The organism is Pseudomonas sp. NBRC 111127, from assembly GCF_001320345.1.
Classification (GTDB): Bacteria; Pseudomonadota; Gammaproteobacteria; order Pseudomonadales; family Pseudomonadaceae; genus Aquipseudomonas; species Aquipseudomonas juntendi.
Window position 1 is genome coordinate 1 of sequence record NZ_BCBD01000056.1, and the last position, 12,812, is coordinate 12,812.

At 64.4% G+C, this 12,812-nt stretch carries 13 protein-coding genes; 8 read left to right on the plus strand and 5 right to left on the minus strand.

Annotated features, from left to right (window positions below):
• The 4 genes from APH30_RS12610 to APH30_RS12625 all read left to right on the plus strand — a co-directional run.
• A partial coding sequence (locus APH30_RS12610) for an FtsX-like permease family protein (RefSeq protein ID WP_054912730.1) occupies positions 1 to 213 on the plus strand: 213 nt, incomplete at its 5' end.
• Positions 203 to 1,258 (plus strand): lipocalin-like domain-containing protein, encoded by a 1,056-nt coding sequence (locus APH30_RS12615; RefSeq protein WP_054912731.1) that lies wholly within the window; start codon positions 203 to 205, stop codon positions 1,256 to 1,258. The genes APH30_RS12610 and APH30_RS12615, both read left to right, overlap by 11 nt.
• A 184-nt stretch (positions 1,259 to 1,442) precedes the next feature.
• Complete coding sequence (gene eutH / locus APH30_RS12620; protein ID WP_029887056.1) at positions 1,443 to 2,675, plus strand: ethanolamine utilization protein EutH; 1,233 nt, start codon at positions 1,443 to 1,445, stop codon at positions 2,673 to 2,675.
• A 114-nt stretch (positions 2,676 to 2,789) separates the two neighbouring features.
• Positions 2,790 to 3,587, plus strand: a complete 798-nt coding sequence (locus APH30_RS12625) for a helix-turn-helix transcriptional regulator (RefSeq protein ID WP_009686510.1) — start codon at positions 2,790 to 2,792, stop codon at positions 3,585 to 3,587.
• Positions 3,588 to 3,679: 92 nt separating this feature from the next.
• Here APH30_RS12625 and APH30_RS12630 read toward each other — a convergent pair whose 3' ends face one another.
• From APH30_RS12630 to APH30_RS12640, 3 genes are all read right to left on the minus strand, one after another.
• Positions 3,680 to 4,951, minus strand: a complete 1,272-nt coding sequence (locus tag APH30_RS12630; protein ID WP_009686511.1) for a D-arabinono-1,4-lactone oxidase — start codon at positions 4,949 to 4,951, stop codon at positions 3,680 to 3,682.
• A 28-nt stretch (positions 4,952 to 4,979) separates the two neighbouring features.
• Positions 4,980 to 5,747, minus strand: a complete 768-nt coding sequence (locus APH30_RS12635) for an SDR family NAD(P)-dependent oxidoreductase (RefSeq protein ID WP_054912732.1) — start codon at positions 5,745 to 5,747, stop codon at positions 4,980 to 4,982.
• A 135-nt stretch (positions 5,748 to 5,882) separates the two neighbouring features.
• Entirely contained in the window at positions 5,883 to 6,755 is an 873-nt protein-coding gene (locus tag APH30_RS12640) for a LysR family transcriptional regulator (protein ID WP_009686514.1), read from the minus strand.
• Positions 6,756 to 6,890: 135 nt separating this feature from the next.
• Here APH30_RS12640 and APH30_RS12645 point away from each other — a divergent pair, with 135 nt between their 5' ends.
• From APH30_RS12645 to APH30_RS12660, 4 genes are all read left to right on the plus strand, one after another.
• Entirely contained in the window at positions 6,891 to 8,012 is a 1,122-nt protein-coding gene (locus APH30_RS12645) for a muconate cycloisomerase family protein (protein WP_009686515.1), read from the plus strand.
• Between the two features lie 98 nt (positions 8,013 to 8,110).
• Positions 8,111 to 8,401, plus strand: a complete 291-nt coding sequence (gene catC, locus APH30_RS12650) for a muconolactone Delta-isomerase (RefSeq protein ID WP_054912733.1) — start codon at positions 8,111 to 8,113, stop codon at positions 8,399 to 8,401.
• Positions 8,402 to 8,436: 35 nt separating this feature from the next.
• Positions 8,437 to 9,369: a catechol 1,2-dioxygenase gene (gene catA, locus APH30_RS12655; protein WP_054912734.1), complete on the plus strand. Its 933-nt coding sequence runs from the start codon at positions 8,437 to 8,439 to the stop codon at positions 9,367 to 9,369.
• Positions 9,370 to 9,542: 173 nt separating this feature from the next.
• The gene (locus APH30_RS12660) at positions 9,543 to 11,633 is read left to right on the plus strand and encodes a bifunctional diguanylate cyclase/phosphodiesterase (RefSeq protein WP_054912735.1); all 2,091 of its coding nucleotides are present in this window, start codon (positions 9,543 to 9,545) and stop codon (positions 11,631 to 11,633) included.
• Here the strand turns inward: APH30_RS12660 and APH30_RS12665 are convergent.
• The gene (locus tag APH30_RS12665; RefSeq protein WP_009686520.1) at positions 11,630 to 11,890 is read right to left on the minus strand and encodes a DUF1652 domain-containing protein; all 261 of its coding nucleotides are present in this window, start codon (positions 11,888 to 11,890) and stop codon (positions 11,630 to 11,632) included. The two genes, APH30_RS12660 and APH30_RS12665, sit on opposite strands and share 4 nt — an antisense overlap.
• A gap of 274 nt (positions 11,891 to 12,164) precedes the next feature.
• A complete protein-coding gene (locus tag APH30_RS12670; RefSeq protein ID WP_009686521.1) occupies positions 12,165 to 12,812 on the minus strand; it encodes a DUF1345 domain-containing protein in 648 nt (215 codons plus the stop codon).

Below are 12,812 nucleotides of genomic sequence, written 5' to 3' on the forward strand. Positions count from 1 at the left end.
CCGTTGGGCCTGTTGCTGGCCTGGTGCCTGGTCGCGGTGGTGAATGTTCAGGCATTCGGCTGGCGTTTGCCGCTGCATGTGTTCCCCGCCCAGTTGCTGCAACTGGCCCTGCTGGGCCTGCTCACCAGCCTGTTGGCCAGCGCCTGGCCACTCTGGCAACTGGCCCGGCGTCAGCCGCGCGAACTGTTGAGGCCGTTTGCCGATGAAACGTAAAGCCTGGCTGTTGCTCTGCAGCCTGTTGTGCGGCTGTGATCAGCCGGCACCGCAAAGCTATGCCGGCCTCGGCCAGCCGGCAGGCGGGTTCAGCCAGGTCACCCGCGGCCATCGCCTGGAATTCCCACGGGACCATGCGGCCCACGATGGTTTCCGCATCGAGTGGTGGTACGTCACCGCCAACCTCAAAGACACCCAAGGGCGTGACTGGGGCGCGCAGTGGACGCTGTTCCGCTCAGCCCTGCGCCCCGGCCCGGATACCGGCGATTGGCAGAGCCCGAACCTGTGGATGGGCCACGCCGCGTTGACCGGCCCCGGCGGCCATCGGTCAGCTGAAACCCTGGCCCGTGGCGGGATTGGCCAGGCGGGTGTGCAGGCCCAGCCGTTTCGGGCGTGGATCGACGATTGGTCGCTGCAGGGGCCGGGCGGTATCGACAACCTGCGCATGACGGCCGCTGGCAAAGGTTTTCGCTACGACCTGCAGTTGCGCAGCGAGCGGCCTCTGGTGCTGCACGGCCAGCAGGGCTACAGCGAAAAGTCGGGCAAGGGCCAGGCTTCTTACTACTACAGCCAGCCGTTCTACCGGGTGCGCGGCGAGGTCGAGCGCGACGGCCTGTGCATCGCGGTGACTGGCCAGGCCTGGCTGGACCGGGAATGGAGCAGCCAGCCGCTGGCCGCCGGGCAAACGGGCTGGGACTGGTTCTCGCTGCACCTGGACAGCGGCGCCAAGCTGATGCTGTTCCAGGTGCGCGAAGCGCACGGGGAGGCGTATCGCGCCGGCACCTGGATCGACCCGCAGGGCCAGGGGCTAGCGCTGTTGCCGGCACAGATCCGCTTGCAGCCGCTGGCCTGGGCCCCACAGGGCAATGGCAAGCAGCTGCCGACCCGCTGGCGGGTGCAGGTGCCTGAGCACGGGGTGGATGTGCAGGTCGATGCTGTTCAGCCGCAGGCGTGGATGCAGACGCGCTTCCCGTATTGGGAAGGGCCGGTGCGTTTGAGCGGCAGTGCCGGTGGCCGTGGGTACCTGGAAATGACCGGGTATTAGGCATTTCGAACCGGGCACGGCACTCTCTTTTGCAGGGGCATATACCTCCCGGTATATGGACAGCCCACCCCCCGCCGCTTAGCTTGAATGCTCAACGGGGCACGCCTTGCTCAGCATAAAAACAACGATGCCCCTGTGACCTTTCAGACCTGCCAACCCCACAACTCTAAAAATGAGGCGGCAAATGGAAAGCATCGGTACCTATGTCATCTACGTGATCATGGTGTGTGCGGTACTGGGTGCATTGGCATCCATCTATAACCCCGAAGGCGAGCTGGGCCAGGAGTTCATCGCCGGGCTGCACAGCATCGGCCCGATCTTCATCCCGGTCGCTGGCATCATGGCCGCGATCCCGTACATTTCAGCCGGCATCAGCCAGGTGATCGCGCCGCTGTTCCAGTTGATGGGCGCCGACCCTGGCACCGCGGGGCCTATCTTCATCGCCTCGGACATGGGCGGCTACCAGTTGGCCAAGGCTTTGGCGCAAAGCCCGGAAGGCTGGATCCTCGGCCTGATCACCGGGTTCCAGAGTGGTTCGACGATCATTTTCGTCATCCCGGTCGGGTTGGCCATGCTGCGCAAGGTCGATCACAAGTACATGGCACTGGGCATCATGGCTGGGCTGCTGGCCATTCCCTTGAGCATCATGATCATCGCCATGGCCATGCAGGGACTGGACCTGGGGGTGCGCCCGGATATCGCAACCACCGGTGCCGCCACCCAGGCCTTGCATTTTTCCTGGGCGATGCTGCTGCGCAACCTGATGCCCTTGATCCTGTTCTGCATTGCCCTGGCGGCGGCGCTGCGTTACTGCCCGGCACTGATGGTGTACCTGTTCCTCAAGCTCGGGCAGTTCATGTACATCGCCGTGGTGCTGGTACTGGTGGCGTCGATCGTGCAGTACTTCACCGGGCTGTTCAGCCATGTATTCGGCAGTTGGGGCTTCGCGCCGATCATCGCCGATGCCGATGACCAGTTCCGCGCCCTGGAGATTGCGGGCTACGTCGGCCTGATGCTGTGCGGGGCATTCCCCATGGTGCATTTGCTCAAGCGCTTTCTGGCGCGGCCGATCGAGCGCGTGGCATCGCGCTTCGGCATGTCTGGGGTCGGGGCTGCGGGTGTGCTGGCGGCTTCGGCCAATATCCTCGCCATGTTCCGCCTGGTCAGCGAGATGCCGCCCAAGGACAAGGTGTTGGTGATTGCCTTTTCGGTGTGCGCGGCCTTCACCTTCGGCGACCACATGGCCTTCTCGGCAAACTTCCAGCCCTCGCTGATCCTGCCGCTGATGATTGGCAAGCTCAGTGGCGGCCTGATCGCCATGTTGCTGGCCAGTTGGCTGGCCGTGCCCAAGGCGCAGGAAATGGGGCGCCAGGACGACGCCGCAGGCGCCTTCGCGGTGGCGCCCGAGCCGTCCTGAGCGTAAAGCGTCGTGCATTTGATCCGGAGCGTCCAGGGCGCCCCGGATTTTGTGCTTCTGGCTGGCCAAGGCGGTAAGGTCATGAGGTTTTGGTGCATGAGAGCGTGGTGAACAATGACGAAAGACGAAGCGAACGGGCTGGCTGCGCTGATCGAAGCGATCGGCAGCGAACACTTCGGGCCGGCGCTGGACAAGGTGATAGGCGACAAGCTGGCGTTCGACATGAGCTGCGCGTACCTGTTCCAGTTCAACCAGCCGGCCGTGCTGGTGCATAACGGCTACAACCACAGCGTCAGCGAGCGCACCCTGAACGCCTATGTGCGCGGCGGTTACTTGCTGGACCCGTTTTATGTGGCCTGCGTCAACGAGCACCCAGCCGGGCTGTGGCGCATGAGTGAACTGGCGCCCGACTGCTTCTTCTCTTCAGGTTTCGCCATCTCCCGTGATATCCACCCTTGCGTAGCCTCCGGCTACGGCACGGCAGTGGAAGAGGTGGGGTTCATCATGCCGCTGCAGCCCCAGGTGGCCATGGTCTATTCGCTGATGCGCCATCAGCGCAGTGGGGACTTCAGCGCGGCGGAAATGGCGCTGCTGGCGGACCTGGCGCCATTGCTGGCCGCGCTGTTCGGCCAGCACTGTCGGCTGCGTTTTGCCGAGTGCCTGCGGGCTTCGCCGGAAGGCGCCGTGCTGGAGGATGCCTTCGTGGAAATCCTGCAGGGGCAGTTGACCGAGACCCAGCGTTTGATCGCCAAGCTGTTGCTGCAAGGGCACAGCAACGCCTCGATTGCCCGGCAGTTGAATATCTCGGAGGGGACGGTGAAGGTGCACAAGCACAACATCTACCAGCGGCTGGACATTTCCACCAACGCCGAACTGTTTCGCCTGTTCATCGATTATCTGGCCAAGGCATAGCACCGCGCGTTGCCGGCAGTGGGCCGCTGCGCGGCCCGTACGCGGTGCAAGCCCGCCCCGGCACGTTGCCAGGTGCGCCAGGAGCGGGGTGCTTATTTGAACAGCGGGCTGAGATGTTCGCTCAGGTAGGTGCCCTGCGGGTCCAGCTGCCGGCGCAGCTTGCGGAAGTCCTCGGCACGCGGGTAGATGGCGCTTACATCCTCGCCCGTCAGGAAATGCAACTTGCCCCAATGCGGCCGGGCGCCATACGACCGCAGGATCTGGTCCACCGCGCGCAAGTAGTCCCAGTAATCGGTGCCCGGCTCGCCGGATACCGAAATGGTCACGCTGTCCTGTTCGAAGAACGGGCTCATCCAGGCGCCGTCACCTGCCGTGAACCGGTACTCGATGGGGTAGATGGCTTGCGGGAAGTCTTCCAGCATCAGCTTGCGCACTGCCCGCAGGGCTTCCTTGCTGTGGCGCAGCGGCACGGCGTACTCCAGTTCATGGAAATTGGGCAGGTACTCGATCGGGTACACATCCGAGCTGTACGCGACCTTCTCGAATGCGCTTTCCCAGGCGGGGCGATCCGTAATGTCCATGACCTTGACTTCGCACACGTCGGTGGTGCGCCCGCTGCTACTGGTGGCCGCGGTGTCGGGCAGGCAATAGCAGTGCCGGCTCTGCTCGGTGGGGCACCAGAAGAAACTGAAATGGCGATGCTTGCGCGCCAGTTCGTCGTGCCTGTCCATCACGCTCTCGAAGTCTTCGCGCCAAATGCGCTCGTGCAGGTTGAAGCTGTCGGTCACCTGCAAGGTCAGTTCGCTGACGATGCCCAGCACACCCAGGGAAACGCGGCCCGCCTGCAGCAGGTCAGGGGTGCTTTCGTCGACGACGAGAATGTCGCCGTTGGGTTGCACCAGCTTCATGCCCACTATCGACGAGGCCAGGTTGCCCAGGGTAAGGCCTGTGCCGTGAGTACCGGTGGTGAGTGCCCCGGCAATCGACTGGCTGTCGATGTCGCCCTGGTTGACCATCGACAGGCCAGCTGCCCGCAGGGCCTTGCCGAAGGCATTGATGGTGGTGCCGGCTGCGGCGGTGACGCGCTTTCTGGCGTGGTCGACATGGCGTATGCCGCTCATGTTGGCCAGCGTCAGGTGCAGGCCATTGGTCAGCGCTACCGGGGTGAACGAATGCCCGGACCCGGCCACCCGAACGTTCATGCCGTTGCGGCTGGCCTGGTTGACCAGCGTGCACAGTTCGTCTTCGCTGGCCGGCGCCCCGCGTGCCGCGCGAATGCAGGACTGGTTACCGGCCCAGTTGCGCCAGTGCGCGTGGTCCAGGCCGAATTCGTTGATGTGCATGTTGTTGGAGGAAGTGCTCACGTCATTCTCCTGCTTGGCGTGCTTGAGGTCAGACCGCGGTGTAGCCGTTATCCGCGAACAGGTGCGCGCCGTTGACGAAACTGGCGTCGTCACTGGCCAGGAACAAGGCGGCGCTGGCCACCTCGGCGGGTTGGCACAGGCGCCCCTGGGCGGCCGCGATGGCCTGTTCGCTGACGTCGACACCGTGCTTGCGCAGCATGTCGATTTCCCGCAGGCCGTGGGCTGTGGCAATGAAACCCGGGCAAATGGCATTGGCGCGGATACCGCGGTCACGGAACTCCACGGCAATGGCCCGGGCGAACATATGGGTTGCGCCCTTGCTGGTGCAATACAGGACTTCCATCGGCGTGCCGACCACGGCCGATATGGAGGAGGTACACACGATGCTGCCGCCGCCGGCTGCGAGCATGCCTGGCAGCACCGCACGGGTGACCAGGAACATGCTTTTCACGTTCACGGCCATGATCCGGTCCCATTCTTCTTCGCTGGTGTCGAGGAAGGGGACAGCCGAAAGGATGCCGGCGTGGTTCATCAATACGGTGATGTGGCCGAAGGCTGCCTCCACGGTGGCGACAGCGGCCTTGACCTGCTGTGCGTCCGACACATCGGCTGCGGCGAAAACCGCTTGGTGGCCGGCTTCGCGCAGTTGTCGCGCAACCGCTGCGCCGTCGCTGCCGGGCAGGTCGACAATGCCGACCCGCGCCCCCTCTGCCGCGAACAGTTGCGAGGCGGCCAGCCCGCAGCCACCCGCGCCACCCGTGATCAGCGCTACCTTGCCGTTTAGACGTCCCGCCATGTTCGACTCCCGAAGATCTTTGTTGAAGTGTTTGTTGCCCGGGCGTTTCGCGATTCGCGTGGCCGAGCATGAAACAGATCGAAGGGAACATCCATATACCGATGGGTATACGGGGGCGGGCTGCACGCAGTGGGCTCAGCCAGCCTGCCGTGCCAGCAAGGCCAGGCAACGCTGCACCATCGGGCTGATATCCCCCTGGCGGCGGCTGAGAATGATCGGGCTGACCGCGCTGCTGTCCAGCAGGCCCACGTATTCAATGTCGGTGCGGTGCTGCTGCTGCACCGATGCCGGCACCAGGGTGATACCCACACCTACTGCCACCAGGCCGATCGCAGTCTGCAACTCATTGGCCCACTGGCTGACCCGGATGCTCATGCCGTGCTGGGCAAACAGCGCCAGCACATGGTCGGCATAACTGGGCCGGGGGTTGGCCGGGTAAAGGATGAACGCCTCCGCCGCCAGTTGCGCCAGGCTCAATGGGCTGGCAGACAGCGGGTGGCCCTTGGGTAGCACCGCTACCAGCGGGTCCTCGCACAATACCTGCTGCTCAATGGCCGGGTCGTCGATGCGGATGCGGCCAAAGGCAATGTCGATACGCCCGCTTTTCAGGGCTTGCACCTGCTGCAGCGTGGTCATTTCGCTCAGGCCCAGCTCCAGGTCGCTGTCCTGGCGCAGCTCGCGGATCAAGTCGGGCAGCACGGTGTACAGGGTGGAGGGGGCAAAACCGATGCCCAGCCACTGGCGCTGGCCCTGGCCGATACGCCGGGTGTTGTCGTTGATGCTCTGCAACTGCTGCAGCACGGTGCAGGTTTGCTCATAGAAAAAACGGCCTGCATCGGTCAGCCGCAGCGGGCGTTCGCGCGCGACCAACAGGGTGCCGAGCTCGTCTTCGAGCTGGCTGATCTGCCGGCTCAGCGGTGGCTGGGCAATGTGCAGCAGCTCAGCGGCGCGGGTGAAGTTCAAGGTTTCTGCCAGGACCTTGAAGTAGCGCAGGTGGCGTAGCTCCATCAGACCTCCAGGGTATGGTGAGAGATTCATATGATATTGGACGCTGCGCAGGGTCTCGCGCAATCTGCGCACAAGCAAGCACATGCACCATTCGGGCTGGCCTTCGCCCGCCCGACCTGACGAGACCTGGCAACAATGACAAGCGCGCTGATTGAACGTATCGAGGCAGTCATCGTCGACCTGCCCACCATTCGCCCGCACAAGCTGGCAATGCACACCCTGCAGCAGCAGACCCTGGTGGTATTGCGCGTGCGCTGCAGCGATGGCGTGGAAGGCCTGGGCGAGGCCACCACCATTGGCGGCCTGGCCTACGGCTACGAAAGCCCCGAGGGTATCAAGGCCAACATCGACGCGTACCTGGCCCCGGCGCTGCTCGGCCTGCCGGCAGACAACATCAACGCGGCCATGCTCAAGCTGGACAAATTGGCCAAAGGCAACACCTTTGCCAAGTCCGGGCTCGAAAGCGCGTTGCTCGACGCCCAGGGCAAGCGCCTGGGCCTGCCGGTCAGCGAACTGCTGGGTGGCCGTGTACGCGACAGCCTGGAGGTGGCCTGGACCCTGGCCAGCGGCGACACCGCGCGTGATATCGCCGAAGCCCAGCACATGCTGGAAATACGCCGCCACCGGGTGTTCAAGCTGAAGATCGGTGCCAACCCGGTGGACCAGGACCTCAGGCATGTGGTGGCGATCAAGCGCGAACTGGGCGACAGCGCCAGCGTGCGGGTCGACGTCAACCAGTACTGGGACGAGTCCCAGGCGCTGCGGGCATGCCAGGTGCTGGGCGACAACGGCATCGACCTGATCGAGCAGCCGATTTCGCGCATCAACCGCGCTGGCCAGGTGCGCCTGAACCAGCGCAGCCCGGCACCGATCATGGCCGATGAGTCGATCGAAAGCGTCGAAGACGCCTTCAGCCTGGCTGCCGACGGCGCCGCCAGCATCTTCGCCTTGAAAATCGCCAAGAACGGTGGCCCCCGCGCTGTGCTGCGCACCGCGCAGATCGCCGAGGCTGCCGGCATCGCCCTGTACGGCGGCACCATGCTGGAAGGCTCGATAGGCACGCTGGCCTCGGCCCATGCCTTCCTCACCCTGCGCCAGCTGACCTGGGGTACCGAATTGTTCGGGCCATTGTTGCTGACCGAGGAAATCGTCAACGAGCCGCCGCAGTATCGCGATTTCCACTTGCACATTGCGCGCACCCCCGGGCTGGGGCTGACCCTGGACGAAACGCGCCTGGCGCGCTTCGCCAGGCGCTGAGCTGCAGGCTGCAGGCGCACGCGCACACCGCGGCGGGGAGCCCACTTGGGCAAAGCCCTGCCAGCTTTTGAAGCCGACGCAAGAAAGGAGAAACCTGCATGCTGTTCCACGTGAGGATGACGGTGAAACTGCCGGTCGACATGAACCCGGCCACCGCTGCCCAGCTCAAGGCCGATGAAAAGGCGTTGGCCCAGCGGCTGCAGCGCGAAGGCACCTGGCGCCACTTGTGGCGCATTGCCGGGCACTACGCCAACTACAGCGTGTTCGATGTGCCTAGCGTCGAGGCCCTGCACGACACCCTGATGCAGTTGCCGCTGTTCCCGTACATGGACATCGAGGTCGACGGCCTGTGCCGGCACCCCTCGTCGGTCCACAGCGACGACCGCTGATTGCTGCTGAACAAGAACAATACGAGGTGAGTACGATGACCGTGAACATTTCCCACACTGCTGACATCCAGGCGTTCTTCGACAAGGTCGCCGGGCTGGACCATGCCGAAGGCAACCCGCGTTTCAAGAAGATCATCCGCCGCGTGCTGCAGGACACTGCACGCCTGATCGAAGACCTGGAGGTCAGCGAGGATGAGTTCTGGCACGCCATCGACTACCTCAACCGCCTGGGCGGCCGTAACGAGGCAGGGCTGTTGGCCGCCGGCCTGGGCATCGAGCACTTCCTCGACTTGCTGCAGGATGCCAAGGATGCCGAGGCCGGCCTGGGCGGGGGCACCCCGCGCACTATCGAAGGGCCGCTGTACGTTGCCGGTGCCCCGCTGGCAGAAGGGGAGGCGCGCATGGATGACGGCACCGACCCCGGGGTGGTGATGTTCCTGCACGGCCAGGTCTTTGCTGCCGACGGCCAGCCGTTGGCGGGCGCGACCGTCGACCTGTGGCACGCCAACACCCAAGGCACGTACTCGTACTTCGATTCGAGCCAGTCCGCGTACAACCTGCGCCGCCGCATCGTCACCGATGCCGAGGGCCGCTACCGGGCGCGCTCGATCGTGCCGTCGGGCTACGGCTGCGACCCACAGGGGCCTACCCAGGAGTGCCTGGACCAGCTCGGTCGTCACGGCCAGCGCCCGGCGCACGTGCACTTCTTCATTTCGGCACCTGGGCACCGGCACCTGACCACCCAGATCAATTTTGCCGGCGACCGGTACCTGTGGGATGACTTCGCCTATGCCACCCGCGACGGGTTGATCGGCGAGCTGCACTTTGTCGAGGAGGCCGCGGCAGCGCATGACCGTGGCGTGCAGGGTGGGCGCTTTGCCGAGCTGGCCTTCGACTTCCATCTGCAGGCGGCGACGGCGCCGCAAGCCGAGGAACGCAGCCACCGCCCGCGCGCCTTGCAAGGTTAGCCGCAAACACCCGCAAAGCCGGTGCCATCCGCCGCGGCACCGGCTCCGTTGGCAAACCTGCTACGGGCTTTTTTGGATCCATTCCCATTCGCAAAAACCCCGTGCGTTTCGCCAAAGCTTGAGTACAATCGTCAGCTTTTTCCGGGACTTCCGTCCCAGTGCTGGAAACCCCCATGCTGACCGGTAGCTACTCCTCTTCGCTGGTGTTGATTTCGCTGTGCGTGGCGATCCTGGCGTCCTATACCGCCCTTGACCTGGCCGGCCGCATCGCCACGGCCAAGGGCCGGGCTGCCCACTTGTGGATGTTCGGTGGCGCACTGGCCATGGGGATGGGCGTCTGGTCCATGCACTTCGTGGGCATGCTCGCCTTCAGCCTGCCCATCGACCTGGGGTACGACCTGGGCCTGACCGCGTTCTCGCTGTTGATCGCCGTGCTTTCATCGGGCTTTGCCTTGTGGCTGGTCAGCCAGCCAAGCCTGCCAAGTCTGCAATTGGCGTTTGGCGCGCTGATCATGGGTGCAGGCATTGCCTGCATGCACTACACCGGCATGGCGGCGATGCGCATGCTGCCAGGCATCGATTATGACCCGACACTGTTCGGCGCCTCGCTGCTGATCGCTGTCGGTGCCTCGGCGGCGGCATTGTGGATCGCCTTCCGCCTGCGTGCGCACACACCCTATGTGCGGCAGATTCGCGGCCTGGCAGCAGTGGTAATGGGCTTGGCCATCGTGGGCATGCACTACACCGGCATGGCAGCGGCGAACTTCCCGGATGGCAGCTTCTGCGGGGCGCTGGCGGGCGGTGGCCTGCAAGGCGATGGCCTGGTCTACCTGGTGCTCATCACCACCTTGTCAGTGTTGGCGGTAGCCTTGTTGACCTCGGTGCTGGACGCGCGCCTGGAGGTGCGCACCGCAGAGCTGGCCCGTTCGCTGACCTTGGCCAACCAGGAACTGACCCAGCTGGCCCTGCACGACACCCTGACAGGCCTGCCCAACCGCACCTTGCTGGCCGACCGCATCGAGCAGGCGATTGCCAGGGTGGCGGAGCAGGGCGGCTGTTTTGCCCTGATGTTCATCGACCTGGACGGTTTCAAACCGGTCAACGATGCGTTTGGCCACCACATTGGCGACCTGCTGCTCAAGGCCGTGGCCGCCCGCCTGCGCGGCCACCTGCATAGCCAGGACACCCTGGCACGGATCGGTGGCGATGAGTTCGTGCTGCTGGTGCGGTTGCAGGAACCCGACGATGCCATGGACGTGGCGGTCAAGCAGGTCAACCTGGTGTCACGGCCATTCCGGGTGGCCGAGCACGACCTGCAGTTGTCGGCCAGCCTGGGTATCGTCCTTTACCCGGGCAATGGCCAGGACCAGCAAGAGCTGCTGCGCAATGCCGACGCGGCCATGTACCACGCCAAGAGCGCCGGCAAGAATGGCTACAGGTTCTTCGACGTGTCGATGAACAGCAACGCCCGCCAGCAGTTGCAGCTGCTGCAGGACTTGCGCCAGGCCGTGGCGCAGCGCCAGTTCCGCTTGCACTACCAGCCCAAGTTCGACGCCCAGGCTTGCCAGCCCATCGGTGCCGAAGCCTTGTTGCGCTGGGAGCACCCGCAGCAGGGGTTGCTGATGCCTGACCGCTTCATCGCGCTGGCAGAAAAAACCGGCCTGATCATCCCGATTGGCGAATGGGTGCTCAACGAAGCCTGCCGGCAGATGCGTCTCTGGCTGGACCAAGGCCATCATCAGTGGCGCATGGCGGTCAACCTGTCGGCTATCCAGTTCAGCCATTGCGGGCTGGTCGACAGCGTGGCCCAGGCCTTGCAGCACAATGGCCTGCCAGCCAACTGCCTGACCCTGGAAATTACCGAAACCACCGCCATGCATGACGCCGATGCCAGCCTCACAGTGCTGCAGCGCTTGTCCGACATGGGCGTGGACCTGTCCATTGATGATTTCGGTACCGGTTATTCCAGCCTGATGTACCTCAAGCGCCTGCCCGCCAACGAACTGAAGATCGACCGGGGCTTCGTGCGCGAACTGGAACAGGACAGCGATGACGCCGCGATCGTGTCGGCCATTGTCGCGCTGGGCCAGGCACTGGGGCTGCGAATCGTCGCCGAAGGGGTAGAAACTGACCGGCAGCAGGCGTTTCTGACCCGCCTGGGCTGTGACTCGCTGCAGGGCTACCTGTTGGGGCAACCCGTACCGGCCGAGCAATTTCTGAGCAAGCTGCAAGCGATGGGCCCGGGGGCCAAGTCTGCCGGTTAACCGGCGTCGCGCAAGGTAAAGGCGGGGGCGAAGGCATCCATCTCGGCCTCGACGGCCTCGATGATGCGTTCGACATCGGCGGCGGCCATGATTGCCGCACACGGGATGCCGGCAATCGCCAGCACGGTTTCTCCGGTGGCCCGGTCGAATAAACGCGCGACCATGCTGCGTGGCGCATCCATGCTGGCCTCGAAGCCCAGCGGGTGGAAATGCCAGCGCATCACCTGGCAGGCGTTGGGGAACGTCATCTTGTTCATGCCAGCCTCCTGGTCCGTGCCTGGACGTAGTGGGCGGGTGGCCACATCGATGCGGCCGCCGGGTAAGTAAACATAGCACCTGCAATGCGCGATTCTCAGCGGCGAACATGACAAATGTACTGTTGCATGACAACGGTCACATCTGCGGCGCCGCCGGCGCAGTGCCAAAGCCCTCGAGGCAAACGTTTTCGCCTGCTGGATGCACGCCCCGGCGCAGGTTTTCTGCGGGTTGCACTGTCGGCCCTGGCCCCTGGCTTTCAGACGAACGGCGTGCTCAACCCAGCAAACCGGCCGCGATGTTGATGGTGAACCCCAGGATCGCCGTGTTGAACACGAACCCCACCAGGGAATGCGCCAGCACTACCCGGCGCAAGCCACGCCCGGCCACCCCCACGTCGGAGGTCTGCACGGCCACGCTGATGGTGAACGAGAAGTAATGGAAGTCCCAGTAGTCGGGGTTGCGTTCGCCATCGGCAAATCGCAGGGGGGGTTCATGCTGCCGCCCGGTGTAGAACAACCGCGCATAGTGCAGGCTGAAGATGCAACCGATCATCAACCAGGACCCCGCCACCGTCAGGCCGGTGTACAGGTAGTGCAGGGCCTGGGCGCTGCCCTGCAGGCCGCGGCTGGAAACCAGTTGCAGCGTCACTGCGGCTAGGCTGGCGATGGCGGCAATGCACACCGTCAGCAGCACCAGGCCGGCATTTTCATCTTCGATGCGGGCCACCTGGCGGACTTTCTCCGGGTTGGCGCTGCAGCTCAGGTACAGCACCAGCAGCAGATACAGCCAGACCCCCAGGTTCCAGCCAGCGAGGATATGCTGCACGCTGTCGCCAGCGGGTATCAGCCAGCCGCCGAGCAGGCCGACCACGGCGGCGATGCTCAGGCGGGGGTGTGTACGGGTCAGGCGGTGGAAAGCCAT

What these genes read in the sequence shown, in the direction of transcription:
- APH30_RS12615 (WP_054912731.1), top strand. Translation starts at nt 203, where the DNA reads ATGAAACGTAAAGCCTGGCTGTTGCTCTGCAGCCTGTTGTGCGGCTGT.
- eutH (WP_029887056.1), top strand. Translation starts at nt 1,443, where the DNA reads ATGGAAAGCATCGGTACCTATGTCATCTACGTGATCATGGTGTGTGCG.
- APH30_RS12625 (WP_009686510.1), top strand. Translation starts at nt 2,790, where the DNA reads ATGACGAAAGACGAAGCGAACGGGCTGGCTGCGCTGATCGAAGCGATC.
- APH30_RS12635 (WP_054912732.1), bottom strand. Translation starts at nt 5,747, where the DNA reads ATGGCGGGACGTCTAAACGGCAAGGTAGCGCTGATCACGGGTGGCGCG.
- APH30_RS12640 (WP_009686514.1), bottom strand. Translation starts at nt 6,755, where the DNA reads ATGGAGCTACGCCACCTGCGCTACTTCAAGGTCCTGGCAGAAACCTTG.
- APH30_RS12645 (WP_009686515.1), top strand. Translation starts at nt 6,891, where the DNA reads ATGACAAGCGCGCTGATTGAACGTATCGAGGCAGTCATCGTCGACCTG.
- catC (WP_054912733.1), top strand. Translation starts at nt 8,111, where the DNA reads ATGCTGTTCCACGTGAGGATGACGGTGAAACTGCCGGTCGACATGAAC.
- catA (WP_054912734.1), top strand. Translation starts at nt 8,437, where the DNA reads ATGACCGTGAACATTTCCCACACTGCTGACATCCAGGCGTTCTTCGAC.
- APH30_RS12660 (WP_054912735.1), top strand. Translation starts at nt 9,543, where the DNA reads ATGCTGACCGGTAGCTACTCCTCTTCGCTGGTGTTGATTTCGCTGTGC.
- APH30_RS12665 (WP_009686520.1), bottom strand. Translation starts at nt 11,890, where the DNA reads ATGAACAAGATGACGTTCCCCAACGCCTGCCAGGTGATGCGCTGGCAT.
- APH30_RS12670 (WP_009686521.1), bottom strand. Translation starts at nt 12,812, where the DNA reads ATGGCTTTCCACCGCCTGACCCGTACACACCCCCGCCTGAGCATCGCC.